The sequence below is a fragment of the Blastococcus mobilis genome, from assembly GCF_900188025.1.
GTDB lineage: Bacteria > Actinomycetota > Actinomycetes > Mycobacteriales > Geodermatophilaceae > Blastococcus_B > Blastococcus_B mobilis.
The window spans coordinates 292,231-309,357 of the sequence record NZ_FZNO01000002.1 but is presented as its reverse complement, the minus strand read 5'-3'; the positions used below and the strand labels follow the sequence as shown (position 1 = coordinate 309,357).

General features: G+C 71.0%; 15 protein-coding genes. 5 read left to right on the top strand and 10 right to left on the bottom strand.

The features are described 5' to 3' along the window. Positions 1-429: 429 nt before the first annotated feature. Positions 430-3,534 (bottom strand): DEAD/DEAH box helicase, encoded by a 3,105-nt coding sequence (locus tag CHB94_RS03220; RefSeq protein WP_089335128.1) that lies wholly within the window; start codon positions 3,532-3,534, stop codon positions 430-432. A gap of 273 nt (positions 3,535-3,807) precedes the next feature. After that, entirely contained in the window at positions 3,808-4,713 is a 906-nt protein-coding gene (locus CHB94_RS03215) for a carbohydrate kinase family protein (protein WP_089335127.1), read from the bottom strand. Positions 4,714-5,247: 534 nt separating this feature from the next. On the opposite strand from CHB94_RS03215, the gene CHB94_RS03210 reads away from it, so the two are divergent. Continuing rightward, entirely contained in the window at positions 5,248-5,589 is a 342-nt protein-coding gene (locus CHB94_RS03210; protein ID WP_089335126.1) for a hypothetical protein, read from the top strand. A gap of 223 nt (positions 5,590-5,812) precedes the next feature. On the opposite strand, the gene CHB94_RS03205 is transcribed toward CHB94_RS03210, so the two are convergent. Then, on the bottom strand, positions 5,813-6,148 hold the full coding sequence (locus tag CHB94_RS03205; protein ID WP_141137405.1) for a hypothetical protein: 336 nt from the start codon (positions 6,146-6,148) through the stop codon (positions 5,813-5,815). Between the two features lie 386 nt (positions 6,149-6,534). On the opposite strand from CHB94_RS03205, the gene CHB94_RS03200 reads away from it, so the two are divergent. The 4 genes from CHB94_RS03200 (at position 6,535) to CHB94_RS03185 (ending at position 11,349) form a co-directional block, all read left to right on the top strand. Beyond that, positions 6,535-7,224 carry a hypothetical protein gene (locus CHB94_RS03200; protein ID WP_254920367.1) on the top strand — a complete coding sequence of 230 codons (690 nt, stop codon included), beginning with the start codon at positions 6,535-6,537 and terminating at the stop codon, positions 7,222-7,224. 200 nt (positions 7,225-7,424) lie between these two features. Then, positions 7,425-10,685, top strand: a complete 3,261-nt coding sequence (locus CHB94_RS03195) for a TM0106 family RecB-like putative nuclease (RefSeq protein WP_089335124.1) — start codon at positions 7,425-7,427, stop codon at positions 10,683-10,685. 89 nt (positions 10,686-10,774) lie between these two features. Continuing rightward, a complete protein-coding gene (locus CHB94_RS03190) occupies positions 10,775-10,981 on the top strand; it encodes a ribbon-helix-helix protein, CopG family (protein WP_089335164.1) in 207 nt (68 codons plus the stop codon). Continuing rightward, complete coding sequence (locus tag CHB94_RS03185) at positions 10,978-11,349, top strand: type II toxin-antitoxin system death-on-curing family toxin (protein ID WP_089335123.1); 372 nt, start codon at positions 10,978-10,980, stop codon at positions 11,347-11,349. The genes CHB94_RS03190 and CHB94_RS03185 overlap by 4 nt, the downstream gene beginning before the upstream one ends. Positions 11,350-11,642: 293 nt before the next feature. Here the strand turns inward: CHB94_RS03185 and CHB94_RS03180 are convergent, their stop codons facing one another. From CHB94_RS03180 to CHB94_RS03145, 7 genes are all read right to left on the bottom strand, one after another. Continuing rightward, positions 11,643-12,038 (bottom strand): type II toxin-antitoxin system VapC family toxin, encoded by a 396-nt coding sequence (locus CHB94_RS03180; protein WP_089335122.1) that lies wholly within the window; start codon positions 12,036-12,038, stop codon positions 11,643-11,645. Continuing rightward, entirely contained in the window at positions 12,035-12,256 is a 222-nt protein-coding gene (locus CHB94_RS03175) for a FitA-like ribbon-helix-helix domain-containing protein (RefSeq protein ID WP_089335121.1), read from the bottom strand. The genes CHB94_RS03180 and CHB94_RS03175 overlap by 4 nt, the downstream gene beginning before the upstream one ends. 286 nt (positions 12,257-12,542) lie before the next feature. Next, on the bottom strand, positions 12,543-13,319 hold the full coding sequence (locus CHB94_RS03170) for a transglycosylase domain-containing protein (protein ID WP_254920366.1): 777 nt from the start codon (positions 13,317-13,319) through the stop codon (positions 12,543-12,545). Between the two features lie 630 nt (positions 13,320-13,949). Next, positions 13,950-14,249, bottom strand: a complete 300-nt coding sequence (locus CHB94_RS24935) for a hypothetical protein (protein WP_176445385.1) — start codon at positions 14,247-14,249, stop codon at positions 13,950-13,952. Between the two features lie 459 nt (positions 14,250-14,708). Beyond that, positions 14,709-15,026, bottom strand: coding sequence for a type II toxin-antitoxin system PemK/MazF family toxin (locus tag CHB94_RS03155; protein WP_089335117.1), 318 nt, complete (start codon positions 15,024-15,026; stop codon positions 14,709-14,711). Continuing rightward, on the bottom strand, positions 15,026-15,259 hold the full coding sequence (locus CHB94_RS03150; RefSeq protein WP_089335116.1) for a ribbon-helix-helix domain-containing protein: 234 nt from the start codon (positions 15,257-15,259) through the stop codon (positions 15,026-15,028). The genes CHB94_RS03155 and CHB94_RS03150 overlap by 1 nt, the downstream gene beginning before the upstream one ends. Positions 15,260-15,341: 82 nt before the next feature. Continuing rightward, complete coding sequence (locus CHB94_RS03145; protein WP_089335115.1) at positions 15,342-17,003, bottom strand: DUF6398 domain-containing protein; 1,662 nt, start codon at positions 17,001-17,003, stop codon at positions 15,342-15,344. Positions 17,004-17,127 lie beyond the last annotated feature (124 nt).

The following is a 17,127-nucleotide window of genomic DNA, read 5'->3' as shown; positions in this document are numbered from 1 at the left end:
ACCGGGTCACCGTCTGCCCGCAGCGCATCAGCGCAATCGCCGCCGCCGCTCTCGTATTGACCTCACTCGACCGCGGAACCAAGTGAGAAAACCTCAGTGGACGACCCGACCTCACCGGTTCACCGTGGTATGCCCCCTTGTTGCCAGAGGTGTGGCCTGCTGGCCGATCGCAGAACGCCCGTCTCATTGACTTGCAGCATGCGCTCATCGATCTCGTCGACGCGATCAATCCGCAAGAAGTCCGATTCCCCCAGCATCGGAGAAGGTGCGGCCGAGCGACCCTCGCGCCGACTTAGACCCACACGCTTCCAGCAGTAGGGAAGGCATCTAGGTTTGATCGGTATGAGAGATACCGAGCAGATAACATCGAAGCAGGCGAAGGTGCGCGTAGTCGCGGAGATGTCCCCGATGAGTAGAGGTCGGACGAGATCAAGCGACCTTGGCGGCATGGAAGACATCGGCTGGCAGAGCGTGCTCGAGTTGCCACAGGATCCGCATTGGCCGCTCGCCGGTGTGCGAAACATAGGTCATTGGCCCCGCGTACAGGTACGGCGGCGTGCCGAGCGTTCCGTCTGCCGTCTTTGTCTCGCGTAAGAACAGGTGTACCGACGAGCCCTCCTTCCGGTGGTTGATGTATCGCTGACCGGTAGGGGAATTCTCAGCCGTCGTGCTTTGAGATTCCCACTGGAAAACTGTCGGAGATATGGCGTGGTCCGCGTACATGGTCGTGGGGGAGAAGTGCGCCTCCGACTTCACCAGGGTCACGAAGAAGACGTCGGCTTGGTCACCGGGCACCCAGCGCACCCCGGAGCCGAACACACCATTGAGATTCTCCATGCCGAATGCGGCTAGCGCTTCGTTGCGGCTGTACCTAGCGTGAACGTGCAGCGGACGTGGGCCTGCGATCTCCAGGGCCGGCGCGACACGATGGATGCGGTCGTGCAGGGCCTCGCTGAGCTCTCGCAATTCGTCCGCCCGGCCCGGGTTCGCGAGGAGACGCCCGAGGCTGGCCTCGATGCTGCTGAAGGGTGTCCGAGCGTCGAAGAGCGAAAAGTGGAGCATCGCGGCGAGTCGCCTCATCCGCTTGGTGTCTGCGACGGCAGCGGATGCTGTGACGGCTCTGAAGAATTGCAGGCGCTCGAGGTCGTCGACATGCAGCATGCGGCCGAAAGCAGCACCCAGCACGTCGTCGTCTGGACCAATCTGACCGGCTTTCCAGCCGGCCGCTCGTTGCAAGTCGAGCCAGCTGCGGCCATTGCCGCGGAATAGGTCCTCTACTTCGATGCCGACTTCGTCGAGGAACTCGACCATCGTCGGGCGCTCAACGCTGCGAGCCTCGTTGATAAGCCCCTTCCAGGAGACGTTGAGGGAATGCTTGATGTTGTTGAGGACAATCTGCTGCGCCACTCGATCCAGCTCGATGTGACAGCCGGCCGGCAGCGTAGGGAACCCCCGTTCAACGTCCCGCTGCAGACCACGCCGGGAGCTGCCGGTTAGAGCGCGGAAGCGCAGGTCGAAGCGAAACTCCTGGTGCTGTGCGCCGATAAAGTCCAGGACCGTTAGACAGGCCTTGTCCTCCGACAGTCGCAACCCACGTCCGAGCTGCTGCAGGAACACGGTTGCGCTCTCGGTTGGCCGCAGGAAGAGCACGGTGTCGACCGAGGGAACATCGACACCCTCATTGAAGAGGTCGACCGTGAAGAGGGCGTTCACGGTTCCATCGCGCAGTGCAGCCAGAGCGGCGGCCCGCTGCTCACGCGACGTCGTCGAAGTGACGGCGAGGCTAGGGATGCCGGCTGCGTTGAATCGCGCGGTCATGAATTGGGCGTGCTGGATGCTTACACAGAAGCCGAGGGCCCGCATCTGACCGGGATCGGCGACCTTGTCCATCACGGCCTGCAGGATCAGCCGGACACGGTGGTCGTCGCCGGTGTAGACGTTGGTCAGTTCTGCGGCGTCGTAGCCGCGACCACGTCGCCACCGCAGCTGATCCAGCGCTACGTCGTCATGGATGCCGAAGTACTGGAACGGCGCCAGAAGCCCCTGTTCAAGCGCCTCCCAGAGTCGGAGCTCGACCGCCGTCCGTCCATCAAACCAGCGACGGACGTCTGCCCCGTCGGTCCGCTCCGGCGTTGCAGTGAGACCGAGCAGCACCTTCGGCTGCAGGTGTTCGAGCAGCCGGGTGTAGGTCGCCGCCTCGGCGTGGTGGAACTCGTCGACAATCACCATGTCGAAGTGGTTGGGGTCAAGTTCGGCAAGGTCCAGCTGCGTTAGCGACTGGACGGACCCGAAGACGTGCTTCCACTCCCTCGGACGCTGTCCGCCCACGAAAAGCTCGCCGAAGTCGCCTTGCCGGAGTACATGACGGAACGTTGCCAAGCTCTGGATCAACAGCTGTTCGCGGTGCGCGATAAAGAGCAACCGCTCGGCGGTACGCGCCGCGCGAAGGCGCCGGTAGTCCAAGGCCGACACGACCGTCTTGCCCGTGCCGGTAGCCATGACCACGAGGTTGCGCCAGCGACCGTGGACGACGCGCTCCGCATCGAGCTCGTCAAGGATTTCCCGCTGGTAACCAAATGGACGGACGTCCAGCGTGGCGACCTCAATGGGTAGGTCGGAGGGCCCGCCGCGCTCAGCGGTCAGCGCTTCGCGCAGCCGATCGCCGTCCCGCTGCGGCTCGTACGTCTCGAAGGACGGGTCCTCCCAGTAGCTGTCGAATGTCTCCGCGAATGTCGTGAGCAGGTGCGACTGCTCGACGTTGGACAGTCGGACGTTCCACTCCAAACCATCAGTCAGGGCGGTCCGCGACAGGTTGGAGCTGCCGACGTAGGCCGTCGAGAGGCCGGTTGCCCGGTGAAAGAGCCATGCCTTGGCATGCAGCCGCGTCGTCCGGGTCTCATACGACACTTTGACCTCCGCCCCCAGCTCGACGAGGCGGTCGAGCGCCCGCTGGTCTGTCGCACCCATGTAGGTCGTCGTGATGACGCGCAGGCGACCGCCGCGCTCTCCGAGTTCGGTGAGCGCCTTCTCGAGCACGCGAAAACCCTGCCACTTGATGAAGGCGCAGAGCAGGTCGGCGTGGTCGGCCGAAGCGAGTTCACGGACAACCTCGTAGCCAATGCGCGGCTGGCCGCGGCCATTCACGAGGAGGGCGCTGGTGGACAGTGGGACGGCGGGGCGTTCCGGGAACGACACGGCACCCGGGACAGTACTGGGGGGAGTGACTGCCAACAGGGTTCGCCCGGGATCCATCACGACGTCGTCGTGGTTGGCGATCTCAGGAGCCATGTGCCCGATGGCCGCGATGATTCGGTTGGCGAGGTCGACCTGTCGACTGACTGCCGCTGCATCACTTCCACCAGCGGCCCGCAGGGCGCGGCTTGCGAGCTCGGCGACATGACGCGTAAGGCTTTCGTGAGCGTCTGTCGGGTCAAGCGTCCCCAGTTCCACCAGATCCGGCGTAGTCGTGGCCAGAGCCTTGCTAAGTCGATCAGTGACCAGGTGCTCGTACAGCCCGGTGGGCACGTCCGCCATGAGCAGAACGTAACTGGAGGGTCACGCAAGCCCGATCTGCGACGCGGAGCACGGGAACGGCGGCGACTGCTCCGGACGCAGAATCAGCGGCCGCTGACTCTGGGGTTGGGGACGACCCGTTTTGGGGTCGCAGGTCGTGCTTGTGCCGTTCTCGCGGTTGGGGACGTCCGACACGGATCCGTGAAGCGGGTGGCCTCCGCCGTCGGCGAGGGCGCTATCGCGATCCATCTCGTCCTCCGCCTGCTCGCCGCCTGACCCTTCGGATCACTGCGGTCACGACGGCGGCTGGGCGCCGACCAAGCCGGCAACCACTGCGGCCGCCGCGTGACCGGCCCGGACGGCGTCCACCACCGACGACCCGGCGCGCCAACCCGCCAGCACGCCGGCGGCGAAGGCGTCCCCACAGCCGGTTGTGTCCCGCAGCCACCCCTCCGGGAGAGGCTCCACCGGCACCGTCGAAGCAGCGGCCCGCGTCAGCACCCGGGTCGGCCGCGCACCGGCGTGTACCAGCACCAGCCCCGGCGCCCACGGGGGCACGCCGTCGCCCAGCCCCAGCACCGCCGCCTCCGCCGCGTTGCAGAACAGGGCGTCCGGCCGCAGCCCGGCGAGCAGCCCGACGTACGCGTCAGCGCCGTGGCCGTCGATGCGGGTGGCCGCCGCCGCATCCACGCTGAGCGGCACACCGGCGGTGTGCGCGAGCTCGGCCGCGATCTGCAGCGCCCGCGGGAAACGCAGCAGGTCGTAGCCGTCCAGGTGGACGACGGCGGCGCCGGCCAACCACGCGCCGCGCACGTCGTCCGGCTCGAGACCACCCTCCCCGCGGTCGGCGAGCAGCGTCCGTTCACCGCCCGGGTGGACCAGCACCGTCGTCAGCGGCGTCCGGCCGCGGCGCACCACCGCTGTCTCCATCCCGCGCCCGACCAGCGCGGCCAACAGCCCATCGGCGAGCGGGTCCCCGCCGGCCCAACCGGCCAACCGTGCCGGCACGCCCAGCCGCGCCAGGTTCGCCGTCACGTTGGCCGGCGCCCCACCCGCCGTCGTCGTCCGCACGACGCGCTGCTGCCCGCCGACCTCCAGGGGCGCGGACAGCTTCAGCACCTGGTCGGCCACCAGCTTGCCGAGCGCCACCACGGGGCCCCGGCCCGCGGCGCGAGGCCACTGCGGCACGTCGTCCGTCATGGGGACAGCGTGCCCGTTGTCAGCAGACGGCCAAGACGCGCAGGTCCCGGCACGATTCACGGACCTGCCGGCGCTGCGGCCGATCGGCTGTCCGTGTGCGCTCGCCCAGGTCACCACGGCCCGAGTCGCCGCACGGCGAAGTTCGGGCACCGCCCGACGCGGCACGGAGACGGAGTCGCCGCGAAGAGGACCGGACGAGGAGCGCGGCGACAAGCGCGGACACTTCGGCCGTGCTTACTGCTTCGGAGTGGGCAGGGGCACAAGGCCGGCGACTGCGCCGTCCAAGGCTTTGGCGATCGAGGTGCCGGGCAGCCGCGTCGCGACCACATTCCGACGCTCGCGTAGTACCAGGCCAGTTCGTCAGGGCTCGCGTTGAACGTCTCTCAGAACTCGGCGCCGTAGCGGCGGGGGAGTGCCGCGGGGCCGGGTGACGACGGCTCTGAGGCCGGTGAGCGAGCGGTCGCAGAGCTGCTCGGCGCTCCGGTCGACGACGTCGTCCGGATCCTCGGCGCCGGCTGGCGTCCGGAGACCTCGGTGCCGGAAGGCACCCACGAGCGGTGGTTCGTCGCGGGCCACCCGCCGCAGCTCGCCCTGGGTTTCGACGGCGTGGACGTCCTCCTCGCTCGTCCGATCGGATGCTGGGACGGCGTCTGGCCGCTCCGGTGGCACTTCGACTCTCAGCACCGTTTCCGGCCTGAGGATCTCCTCATCCGCTCGGACGAGCTGGTCGAAGCCGCCGACCAGATCGTGCGTCGGCGCCGGCGGTCGTTCCGCTGGTGCCGCACGTGCCGGGAGCTCGTGGCGCCCGAGTCGTTCGTGCGCGACGAGGGCTTCTGCATGGGCTGCGCGAGCGCTCATCACCAGGTCGTCTTCTGATGACGGCGGACCCCAGGAGGTGTCGGATCCGCTCTTCGACGAGTTCGCGGCCTTCCGCGCCGCGGTGGTCACCGAGGAGAGCTGATCGCCGTGGCACCGCCCCGGTCAGCTGGGTTTCTGGGTCGACGACGTCGGCCGCGCAGACCTCGAGGCCGTCCTCGGCGAACCGAGGCCAAGGGCGTCATCCGGCCCGCCCAGACCGCCACGCTCTCCTATGCGGACATCAACCGCTGCGGGACCAGAACCGGACCGGGATGTCCGTGCTCCGGATGCGTCGCTCGAGGTCGTAGGACGCCGGTCCGGTCCATCGGGCTGCGAGTTCGTCCAGGATGTCCGCGTCGGCCGGCGCGTCCAGCGCTCTCAGCAGCGCGGGGATGTGCGCCGTCGGCACGACCGTCTCCCACTCGTATTCGCCGTCGCTGCTGATGACCCGCGTACCCGACCCGAGGTCTTGGCCGGAGAGGCGCAGATCGCCGTTCTCCTCCAGGCACGCGGTGAGCAGCCGCGAATTCTCGCCGTCGTGCTCATCGCGGAGGAGCACTCGCGGTCGTCCGTCCACGTCACCTACTTCGCCGGTGTCCACGGCAGGAGGGTTGCATCCTCGACCGTCCCGCGTTCGCCGTCGCCTCCGTCGCTCCACGGCTCGGCCACGAAGCTCGGGCATAGCCGCCATGAGAGCGACCACACCGGGGCACTTCGAGCCTGCAACCCCGCACTGCTGTTCCAACCGGTGGGCGGGGCCACTGGGCCCGGCACCGTGACCCAGCAACGGCCCACACGAGTGCCGTTGCAGTGCTGGAGTCTGTGTCGGCGAGGGGAGCCGGTCGTGTCAGGGGAGGGTGGCGGCCAGGGTGCGGAATGCGGTGAACAGCCGGTCGGAGGGTTCGTGACCGGACCGCCGCTGAGGACGCCTGCACGCACCTCTCTCCCCGTATCCTCGCGCGGGTGCGGCATCTCCATCGCGCGGTCACGGCCTCGCGGCGCAAGCGACGCCGGGTGGAGGTCGCCATAGCCACCGCCGTCGCGGCCGTGGGTGTGAGCGGCCTGGTGTTCCTGACGACCGCGGACGACGACCGCCCGACGAGCGCGGCTCCGACCGCCGTGGCGACGACCGACAGTCCGACGGCGACGCAGGCATCGCCGTCTGTTCCGTCCCCCGTCGAAGGGTCGGCACCGGCCCCGCCGCAGACGGTTGCCGGCCTCATCGCGGACCTGACGGCGCGACCGGACGCTGCCGGACCGGCCGGCCCGCTGCTGCGGGACGGGCTGCAGGGTCTCGTGTCGGGGGACGAGGGCGTGCGTCAGCGGTCGGCCGTGCAGGTGTTGTCGATCGTGATCAGTGGCGAGGCGCTCGACCCCCGGTACGCCACCGCGACCCGGCTGGCCCTGTTCCGAACGATGACCGGCCTGGCGTCGGCGCCCTCAGCGCCGGCCGGCCCCCCGTCCTGCCTCGAGATCCGGCAGGGGATGCCACCCCCGGTGGTGCAGGGATACGCGCGTCAGATCGTCGACCAGCTGCCGGCCTGGCAGGCCGACGGGTTCCCGGCCGACGAGACCGCACGCCTGCAGGAGCTGGTCACACCCGTGGCGGCTGGGCAGGCGACCCTCGACCTCCGTCCGTGCCCGGGCCAGTGACCGGACCCGGCGCGGACGGACCAGCGGTCGTACGAACTGGTGGTGCCCGGAGATCGCTCAGCCGCATCGGCCTCGGCGCGGGAGCTTCACGGGCGTCCACGTAGCTGGCAGGGTCGACTGCGCACCGCACGCAGCACCACGGGGGAACGTTGCCGCACTCATCCCTGCCCACCGCCCTTCGCCCGACGAAGGGCTGAGCCGTGTACCGCGTCGACGGGCGGCTGGTCCTCAGCCCCACTGACCTGACCCGGCACCAGGAGTGCCACCACCTCAGTGCGCTCAACGTGGCGGTCGCTGATGGCCGTCTGCAGCTTCCGACCGAGGGAGTGAGCGACCAGACGGTGCTCGTCGCCGACCTCGGCATCGCCCACGAGCTCCGGTACCTGGAGTCGCTGGAGGAGCAGGGCCTCCACGTCGTCCGGCTCCAGGGCGACAGCGACGAGCGAGCCACCCTCGAGGCGATGCGTGCCGGCGTTGACGTCATCCACCAGGCGACCCTCTTCGACGGCACCTGGGGCGGCCAGGCGGACTTCCTCCTGAAGGTCCTGACGCCGTCCGACCTCGGCGACTGGTCCTACGAGGTCGCCGACGCCAAGCTCGCCCGCCGGATCAAGGTGCCTGCGCTCCTGCAGATGGCCACCTACGCCGACCGGCTCGCCACCCTCCAGGGCCGCACGCCCGAGCGCATCTGCGTCGTCACCGGCGACGGCGAGGAGCGCCCGTGGCGGCTGGTCGATGTCGCTGCGTACGCCCGGCGCGCCCGCACCCGGCTCGAGGGCTTCGTCGCCGACGTCCCGGCCACCGCGCCGGTGCCCGTCGCCTACTGCGACCGGTGCACGTGGCAGGCGCGCTGCTCCGCCGAGCTCCGTGACGGTGACCACCTGAGCCTGGTCGCCGGCATGCGCCGCGACCAGCGCGCCGCCCTGCTCGCCGCCGGCGTCGCCACGCTCGAGCAGCTCGCCGACGCCCCCGACGAGACGCTCAAGGCCACCGGCATCAGCAGGGGCACCCGCGAGCGGCTGCGGGAGCAGGCCCGCGAGCAGCTGCGCGGCCGCGCCGCCGGCGTCCCCACCCGGACGCTGCTCCCGCCGCACGACGCCCAGGGACTGCTTCGGCTTCCGCAGCCCAGCCCCGGCGACCTCTACCTCGACTTCGAGGGCGACCCACTCGCCGGTGACGGCGACGGGCTCGAGTACCTGGCCGGCCTCGGCGACCGCACCGGGCGCTTCACCGCCCTCTGGGCGCACGACCGGGAGCACGAGCGGCGCATGGTCGAGGACCTCATCGACCACATCGTCGAGGCCTGGCGGGCCGACCCCGGCATGCACGTCTACCACTACGCCGCCTACGAGGTCAGCGCGCTCAAGCGGCTCACCGGCCGGTACGGCGTCCGCGAGGCGGAACTCGACCAGCTGCTGCGCGCCGAGCGGTTCGTCGACCTCTATCCCGTCGTCCGCCAGTCGATGCGAATCAGCAAGGAGTCCTACTCGATCAAGAAGGTCGAGGCCTTCTACGGGCGCGAGCACACCGGCGACGTCGCCGACGCCATGTCCAGCGTCGTCGAGTACGAGAAGTGGCTAACCGACCGCGACCCGGCCCGCCTGCAGGCCATCGAGGACTACAACAAGGACGACGTCGACTCCACCCGCGAGCTGCACGACTGGCTGGAGACCCAGCGGGCCGAGCTGGAGGCGCTGCACGGTCCGCAGCCGCGGCCGACGACGCCCGAGGTCGCCGCCCCGGCGCCGCGGTCGGAGGCCGAGGTCGCAGAGCTGGCCCTGGTCGAGCAGTTGCAAGACCGCGGGCACTCCCTGCTCGGCGACCTGGTGCAGTGGCACCGCCGCGAGGCCCGGCCCGGCTGGTGGGAGTTCTTCAGCCGCGGCGACCTGGAGGACGAGCAGCTCGTCGAGGACCGCACGGCGCTCGGCGGCCTCTCCGGCGGCGTCGAGGTCGGCACCGAGAAGCGCAGCAAGCTCTACGAGTTCACCTTCCCGCCGCAGGACGCCAAGCTCTCGGTCGGCAAGCCGGCCTTCGACGTCGACACCCGCGCGCGGATCGGCGAGGTGCGCGAGCTGGACGCGGTCGGGGGCCGGGTCGTCGTCAAGAGCACCAAGCAGCCGGGTGCCGTCCGCGGGCTGGGTCCGGAGGGACCGCTCGACGACAAGCAGATGCGCGCGGCGATCGTCGCCACCGCGGACGCCGTCCTCGCCGGCCGGCCGCGCCTCGGGCAGGCGCTGCTCGACCGCGTCGTCCCCGCGGACACCCGCCGGCTGGCGGGGGAGGAGGCCGGCGACGCCGTCGTCCGCCTCGGCCTGGCGCTGGACGGCGAGGTGCTCGCCGTGCAGGGGCCGCCCGGCAGCGGGAAGACGCGGGCGGCGTCGCGGCTGATCCGCGCGCTGCTGGACGCCGGAAGGAAGGTCGGCGTCACGGCGCAGTCCCACGCGGTCATCGGCAACGTGCTGCGGGCGGTCGGCCGGCCGGCGCTGCAGAAGTGCGAGGAGCACCAGGCGTGCGGGGCGCCAGGGGTGGAGTGGTCCAAGGACGGCAACGAGGTGGCCTCCCGCCTGCTCGACGGGGCGGCGAAGCTGGTCGGCGGGACGTCGTGGTTCTGGTGCCGGGAGGACCTCGCCGAGGCGGTCGACGTCCTCGTGGTCGACGAGGCGGGGCAGTTCTCGCTGGCCAACGCGGTCGCCGTTGCCCGTTCGGGGAAGTCACTCGTGCTGCTCGGGGACCCGCAGCAGCTGGCGCAGCCGACGCAGGCCGTGCACCCGGGGGAGTCGGGGCTGTCGGCGCTCGAGCACCTGCTCGAGGGGCACCCGACCGTGCCGGAGGACCGCGGCGTCTTCCTCGACCGGACCTACCGGATGCACCCGGCCCTGACCGCGTTCGTCTCCGACCTCGCCTATGAGGGGCGGCTGGAGTCGGCCGCCGGCCGCGAGCGGATCACTGTGCTCGGCGGTGGGCTGGTCTCGGGCAGCGGACTCGCCGTCCGGTTCGTCGAGCACACGCGGGCGTCGGCGGCGGCGTCGGACGAGGAGGCGGTCGCCGTCGCAGAGCTGTGGCGGTCGCTGCAGGGCGTCGGCTGGGTCGACCACGAGCTGGTCGAGCGGCCGATCGGCGCCGACGACGTGCTCGTGGTTGCGCCCTACAACAACCAGGTCGCGAAGATCCGCGGGCTGCTGCCGGACGGCGCGCGGGTCGGGACCGTGGACAAGTTCCAGGGCCAGGAGGCGCCCGTGGTCATCTACTCGATGACGAGCACGAGCGCCGACGACGCCCCGCGCGGCGTCTCCTTCCTCTACGACCTGCACCGGCTCAACGTCGCGGCCTCCCGGGCGAAGGCGCTGGCCGTCGTCGTGATGAGCGAGCAGCTGCTCGACGCCGCGGTGCGGACGCCGGAGCAGTTGCGTCAGGTCAACGCGCTGTGTCGACTTGTCGAGATGGCGACCGTCGTCGGCTGACGCGTGCCCATCGAACAGTCCACGGGCGTCCACCCGGGCAAGGCGCTTCTGGATCACCTGTGTGGTATCACATTGATACCATCGCTGTCATGGCGATGACCCTTCGCACGGATGACGAGCTCGAGAAGGCCCTCGCTGCCCTCGCCGCAGCAGAGGGCATCTCCCGACAGGAGGTCGTCCGACGCGCCGTCCTCGAGCGGTACGAACGGAACGGCCACGCCGCGCGGGTCCAAGAAAGCTCAGCCCGGCTGATCGACAAGTGGGGCGACGTGCTCCACCGCCTGGGCACGGTGTGAGCGAGGTCGAGTACCTCGACCTCGACGACCTCCTCGGACTCGTCCGGGCGCTGCGGACGGGGCCGGTGCGCGATGTGGGCTTGCTGGACTCCGCCGCCGCGCGGCCCCGGTCGCACGTCTTCGGGCAGGAGGCCTACCCCACGCTGTCGCTGAAGGCCGCCGCGCTGCTCCACTCACTGGCGCGGAACCCTTCCCTGGTCGACGGCAACGAGCGGTTGGGCTGGCTGGCCACCGTCCTCTTCCTGGATCTCAACGGCTACGAACCCGACCTGGGTGACGACGCCGCCTTCCGACTCGTCATGGACGTGGCCGCCGGCGAGGCCGACGTCGAGGAGATCGCCGACCGACTCCGGGTCGTTCCGCGCTGAGACTGCAGCGTTGGACCAGGACGGCGGCTGGGCGCCAACCACGCTCGCGACCACCGCGGTTGGCGATGCGCCGCGTCTGCTGCGGCGAGATTCGACACCCACTCCCGCGGACGAGTCGAAGGCGTCATCGACTTCGGCGTCGTCAAGCGTGCGGAGTCCTGCCGTAGGAGGACACCCGCTCGCCAGGGCCCGGCAGGCTTCGGTTGGGCCCTCGCCTGTCTTCCCGGTTCGCGGGCCACCGGAACGGGCACCAGGACTGGAAGGCGCGGCAGCGCCAGGGCGGCGTAGGACCCTCACGCAGTCAGCAGCGTCACGGGGCAGCGGATCCCGGGCGCCCGTGCCAGCCGGTGATCGGCGGTGACCAGGCTGGCCCCGAGAAGTTCGGCCAGGGCCACGTACACGGCGTCGTAGGCACTGACGGCGTCCCGGAGGTCGAGCACCCGGTCGAGCAGCGGCTCGTGCGCGTGCCGGTCGGCGGCCAGATCCCGGAGATCGCGGAGAGACATCCGGGCGTGCTCGACGGACAGCCGGCCGGACAGGACCCAGTGACGGACGGCGGAGGTGGCCTCCACGTCGAGGAGATGGGGAGCGTGCAGCGGCCCGGACCGCAGCACCTCCCGGGCTGCGTCACCCGCCGGACCGGCGACCAGGAGCCCCGTCACGACGATCGACGCATCGACCACGATCACCGGTTCGGGCGTTCGGCACGAATGGTGTCCACCACCTCCGCTACCGACAGGTCCAGTCGCCGCGAGGCCGATCGGACGAGGACCTCCTCGACCGGCGGTCGGGCGGCCACCCGCTCGAGCTCCCGCAGCACGTAGTCGGACAGCGACACCCCGGCTGCAGCCGCGCGGCGGGCCAATTCGGCGTGGACAGCGTCCGGGACGTGTCGGACCTGCAGCATCTTGCTCACGCACACCAAGCTACATGCGGATCGCATGCAGGAGGTCAGCGAGCCGCCCGTCTTGGTGCGCGAGCGGGTCAGGCACCTGTGGTTCGACTGATCGACCCTCAGAGGCAGCCGGTCGGCGGGCGAGGGCTCGCCCGCCAGGCTGACCGGGTGCCCCGGTCCGCAGCTCCGGCGTCCTGCTGTACCGCCGCACCGGCGACACCGTAGAGGTGCTGCTCGGCCACGTGGGCGAGCCGTTCCGGAGCCGCGAGCACGGTGCGCCGGTGCCGCAGCGGAGGGGTCAGGCGGTGCCCTCCGCCGCGATCAGCGCGGCGATCTCCTCGGGAGGGGACGTGCAGTCGTCGTCCGACGGCTCCTGGTCGGAGGCGAGGCCCTCGACGCCGGCGTCCTCGACCGGCTGGAAGCCGAGCCGGTCGAGGTGGCGGGGCACCCGGTTCTGCGCGTTGATCACGTGCGAGCGGGACAGCCAGCCGAGGCCGTCGTCCACCTGGAAGTCCATGCCGCCGCCGGGAGCGCGCTGGACGTGCCCGGGGGAGGGGAGCAGGCCCACCAGCTGCACGGCCTCCGCGGCGGACAGCTCCTGCGGCGGGGAGTCGAAGTAGTACCAGCCGGCCGCGCAGACGCCGTAGATCGTCGGGCCGAACTGCGCGTAGTTCACGTAGAGCTCGAGCATCCGGCGGTCGTCGATCAAGGCGGCGAGCTCCATGGCCAGCCCGGCCTCGACCGCCTTGCGCCCGGCGCTCAGCTCCTGGTTGAGGAACAGGTTCTTGGCCATCTGCTGCGGGATGGTGGAACCGGACGGGTCCTCGCCGCCGGTGAGGTGGGCGTACGCGCGGCTCCACAGCACGCTCCAGTCGAACGCTCCGGAGCGGTAGGGGAGCGCGGAGTCCTCGTGCGCGATGACCGCGGCGAGGAAGTTGCGCGACACGTGCTCGACCGGCACCGACTGCTGGATCGCGCCGTCGGGGTTCGCCGACATGAACGCCGTCGTCGGCGGGTCCACCCACCGCAGCGAGAGCACGACCAGCGCCTGGACGACGGCGAGCGCGGCCACCACGCTGACGACGCGGCGGAGCAGCCGGCGGCGGGGCCGCCTCCCGGTGCGGCTGCGGAAACCGCGTCCCGATCGGGCTGGCGGGCCGGGTCGCTGCGGTAGGGCCGGCGGGAACGGACGTCCGGGCGCAGCCGGGGGCCACGGGTGTCTGGGCCTTTCCTGCACCGGCGGCGGGCCGGCGGCGTTCGGCGGAGCGCCGTACCAGTCGTTACCGGCGGGCGGGGGCCGGTCGAATCGGGGACGACGGAAGGGCTCGTCAGGCGGCTGTGGCTGAGTGTCGGCCGGCCGGCGACGGAGCCAGCGCGTCGTCCGGGAGTCCGGCTTGAAGGAGGCCATCAGGCGGGTGCTCCCGTGGTCGGCGGCGAAACGTCATGGTACGGCGACTTCCCGTGGTTGCCGCGGACGTGGCGGTCCGCACGGACCCCCGACCCGACAATCGACGCCTCGCGCACGGGGACCGGTGGGTGAGACGGATCGTCGAGCCCGGTCGCCACCCGGTAGCGTGCGGCATAGGACGGCGCGGCGAAGTGATCCGCGTGCCACCACCAGCACCTTTCCGTCGGCGGCCGACCACTCGCTGGGTGTCCGCGGCCTGGTCAGCGAGATAGTCGTCGATCGCCGACCGGTCTCGACTCAGGACGGTGGCTGGGCGCCGACCACGCCGGCGACCACCGCGGTCGCCGCGTGGCCGGCCCGGACGGCGTCCACCACCAACGCCGCCGTCGTGCCCGCCGACGGGCTCAAGCCCGAGGTTCGCGCGCACATCGAGCCTGAACTCATCGCCTTGTGAGTCGTTACCGACGCCAACGGCTGCTCGACGTGCAGGCCGCGCTCGATGTGATCGACTCCTACGTCGGTCGCGGCGACGTCTCGGACGCCAAGGTGTTCGATTGCCGTGCGCGTGCGCCCGATCGAGATCGGCGAGGCGGTCAAGGCGCTGCCGCGCGACCTCCTGGACACCGAGCCCCACCTGCCCTGGTCGACGACCGCGCGGACGCGTGACCAACCGGCGCCGCTACTTCGACACCGGTCACGCGATCGTTGCCAGCACCGTGTCGCAGGACCTCCCCCCGGCTGAGAGCGGCGATCACGGGGCTGCTCAGCATCGTCGGCGAGGACTGATCGCCGAGTACGTGGCGGCCAGCGGCTGCTCGGTCCCGGGGGAGCCGAGCCGGCGCAAGGCGGTCCGCGCCGTCGATCCACCGCCTGGACGGAACAGGAGGTGACGCTCGCCCACCCGGGTGCACAACCGGCGCAGTAGGCGATCCCGTCCCAGCAGCGTCGCCACCTGCGCGTCGGCGCATCCGAGTATGCGGTGGACGCCGAGGTCGACGACCTGCCGTGCGCGGCTCGGGCCGGACGTGACGTGGGCGGCTGCTTCGCCCCCGCTCATCACCGGGGCCGTGGAAGGTCCTCCAGGTCGAAGGCAGCGTGCAGCGCCGCTGTGAGTGCGCTCTCCTGTTCTGGCAGCAGGCGGCCGATCTGCCGGCCGAGAGCGCTCTTCGGCACGGTCACCACGTTGTCGCAGCTGACGATGCTGAGATGGTCGAGCCCGTTGTCCGGGCCGACCGGCACCTCCGTCGACAGGCCCCGGACCGTGCTGGTGATCGGTGCCACCGTGACGCGGGCGAGGTGGGGGCGAACCAGCTCACGGGTCAGGACGAGCACCGGTCGAGTCTTGTCGAGGTGTGCGAGATGGATGGGTCGCATCAGGCCAGGTCGTCGAGCGGTGTGCGAGCGGCGAGTTCCGCGAGGTCATCGAACTCGTCGTCCCCAGCCGCAGCCAGGATGGCGGCATCCCGTGCGGCAACCTGGCGCCGGCGTTCGCGTTCCAGAGCCAGGCCGACGACAGCCGCCCGTGATGCGGCCTTGCCTTCCGACACGAGCTGGTCGATGAATCGCACGAGATCATCGGGCAGTCGGACGGCGATCTGAGTGCTCATCGGCCTACGGTAGTGCTTTGGGATGCACAGCGGTAGCACATAGCCAGAGGCGGCTGAGCTTCTGTGCAGCGGCCACGGACTCTCACCCCGGCCGGTCGCGGGCGGCGATGATCTCCGCTCGCCTGCCGGCAGTCAGGTACTCGGGCGAGCCGAGCGGCGACTCCCTGTAAGCCCAGAGGTCGGGGTCGATGCCGAGCGCGCGCAGGAGGGGCTTGGCCCGCTGAGAGGGACTGCTCGCTCGGACGCCCACGCATGCCATCAGGTCCTTCACGGTGGGGGTGCCCCGGTCGAACGCGCGATTCGCGTGGCCGGCGATCCAGCAGACCGCCGCCGCGAGCATGTCTGCACGGTGCCGGCCCGCGAAGATCCCCGGCTCAGCAACGGCCAGGCGCGCGAGCAGGCGGCGGGCCGCCGTCCGCAGCTCGACGTCGAACAGCTCCTCGCAGCAGCGGTCGACCAGGACGAGCACCTCGGCGACGGGCTCCCGGACGTCGCCCGGCACCTGCTGCCTGTCGAACGGCTCGTCGGGCAGCGCCTCGGTGTCGAGACGTGCCAGTGCCTCGGGCCCGCCGACGGCCCGGTGCAGCGACTCCAGGGCCATCCCGTCGAGACCGGCGGTGGCCCCGTGCTGCCTGGCCAGGACGTCGTCCGGGTCGAGCGCGCCGATCGCGGCCAGCAGCGCCTGCGGGCCCTGCGGGCGGGGGGAGCGGATGGTCTGTTGGTACTCCGGCTCCCAGAAGTCGACGGCGCCCAGTGTCTCGGTCGTCAGCTCCGCGCGGATGCCCCGCTCGGTGTGGGCGAAGCGGATGAACGCGCGCAGCAGGTCCGGCGCCTTCGCCAGGTAGTCGACGTCGGCGACGATCTTGCGAGGGATCCAGTCCGCCAGCAGGATCTCGACGCTGGCCGGGCTCCAGCGCAGCGGGTCGCCGGGGCCGTAGCCGGTGCCGAACCACAGCAGATCGTCCAGCAGGCCGCGGTGGTCGGCGTCGTCCAGCCCGGCGCCGAACGGCGAGGCGAGGAAACGCTTCACCAGCGCGGCCCGGGCGTCGTCCGGCCAGTCGGGTCGCGACCAGCCCGTGCCCCCGGAGGGGAACAGGCCGAGCGCCCACCGGACGAAGGGGCGGCTGGCCGGCCAGCTCTCGGTCTCGATCGGGGGGAACGTGATGGCGCCCAGGTCGATCGCCTCGGTCAGCATGGCGCGGGCGTCGGCGGGATCGAGGTCGGTCAGCGTGACGTCGGGATCCTCGATCGTGTCCCTGAGCGTGGGCACGAGGTCGTCGAGGGCGCCCGGAACGGTGAACGAGTCCTTGACCAGGGTGCCCATGTTGTGGTCGACGAGGGTGACGACGGACAGCTCGAACCCGCCGGGCAGCCGGACTGCGAAGACGATGTCCTCCGCGTCGCCGAGTACGTCCCGAATGCGCACCACCGGCTCGACCGGCTGTGCCTGATCCAGGCCCAGCAGCCAGCGCGGCAGGACGTGGCCGCGCGTTGACACCTCCCGGCGCACCCGCTGGCGCAGCGGGTCGTCGCCGGACAGCCCGGCGAGGGCGGCCAGCAGTGCGGACGTCTCGCGCAGGTCGACGGCGAAGAAGCTGTCGATGAGCTCCTCCCGGTCGGGCGGGGACGGCTCGGCCGGCCGGCCGAACGAGGGGCGCGGCTCGAACATGGCCAGCATCGAGCTGGCCAGGCCGAGGAGGGGCAGCGGCGAGCCGGAGTCGAGCGCGGCGGCGACGTCGTCCATCAGGTCCGTTTCGGGACGGCCGGCTGGGCCGTGCCGCACCGGTCGCCGCCCGGAGCGGGCGGGCCGCTGCCGGTGAGCCTGAGCGCGGCGTGCCCTCTCGCGGCGGGAGCGCTTCGACATGGCG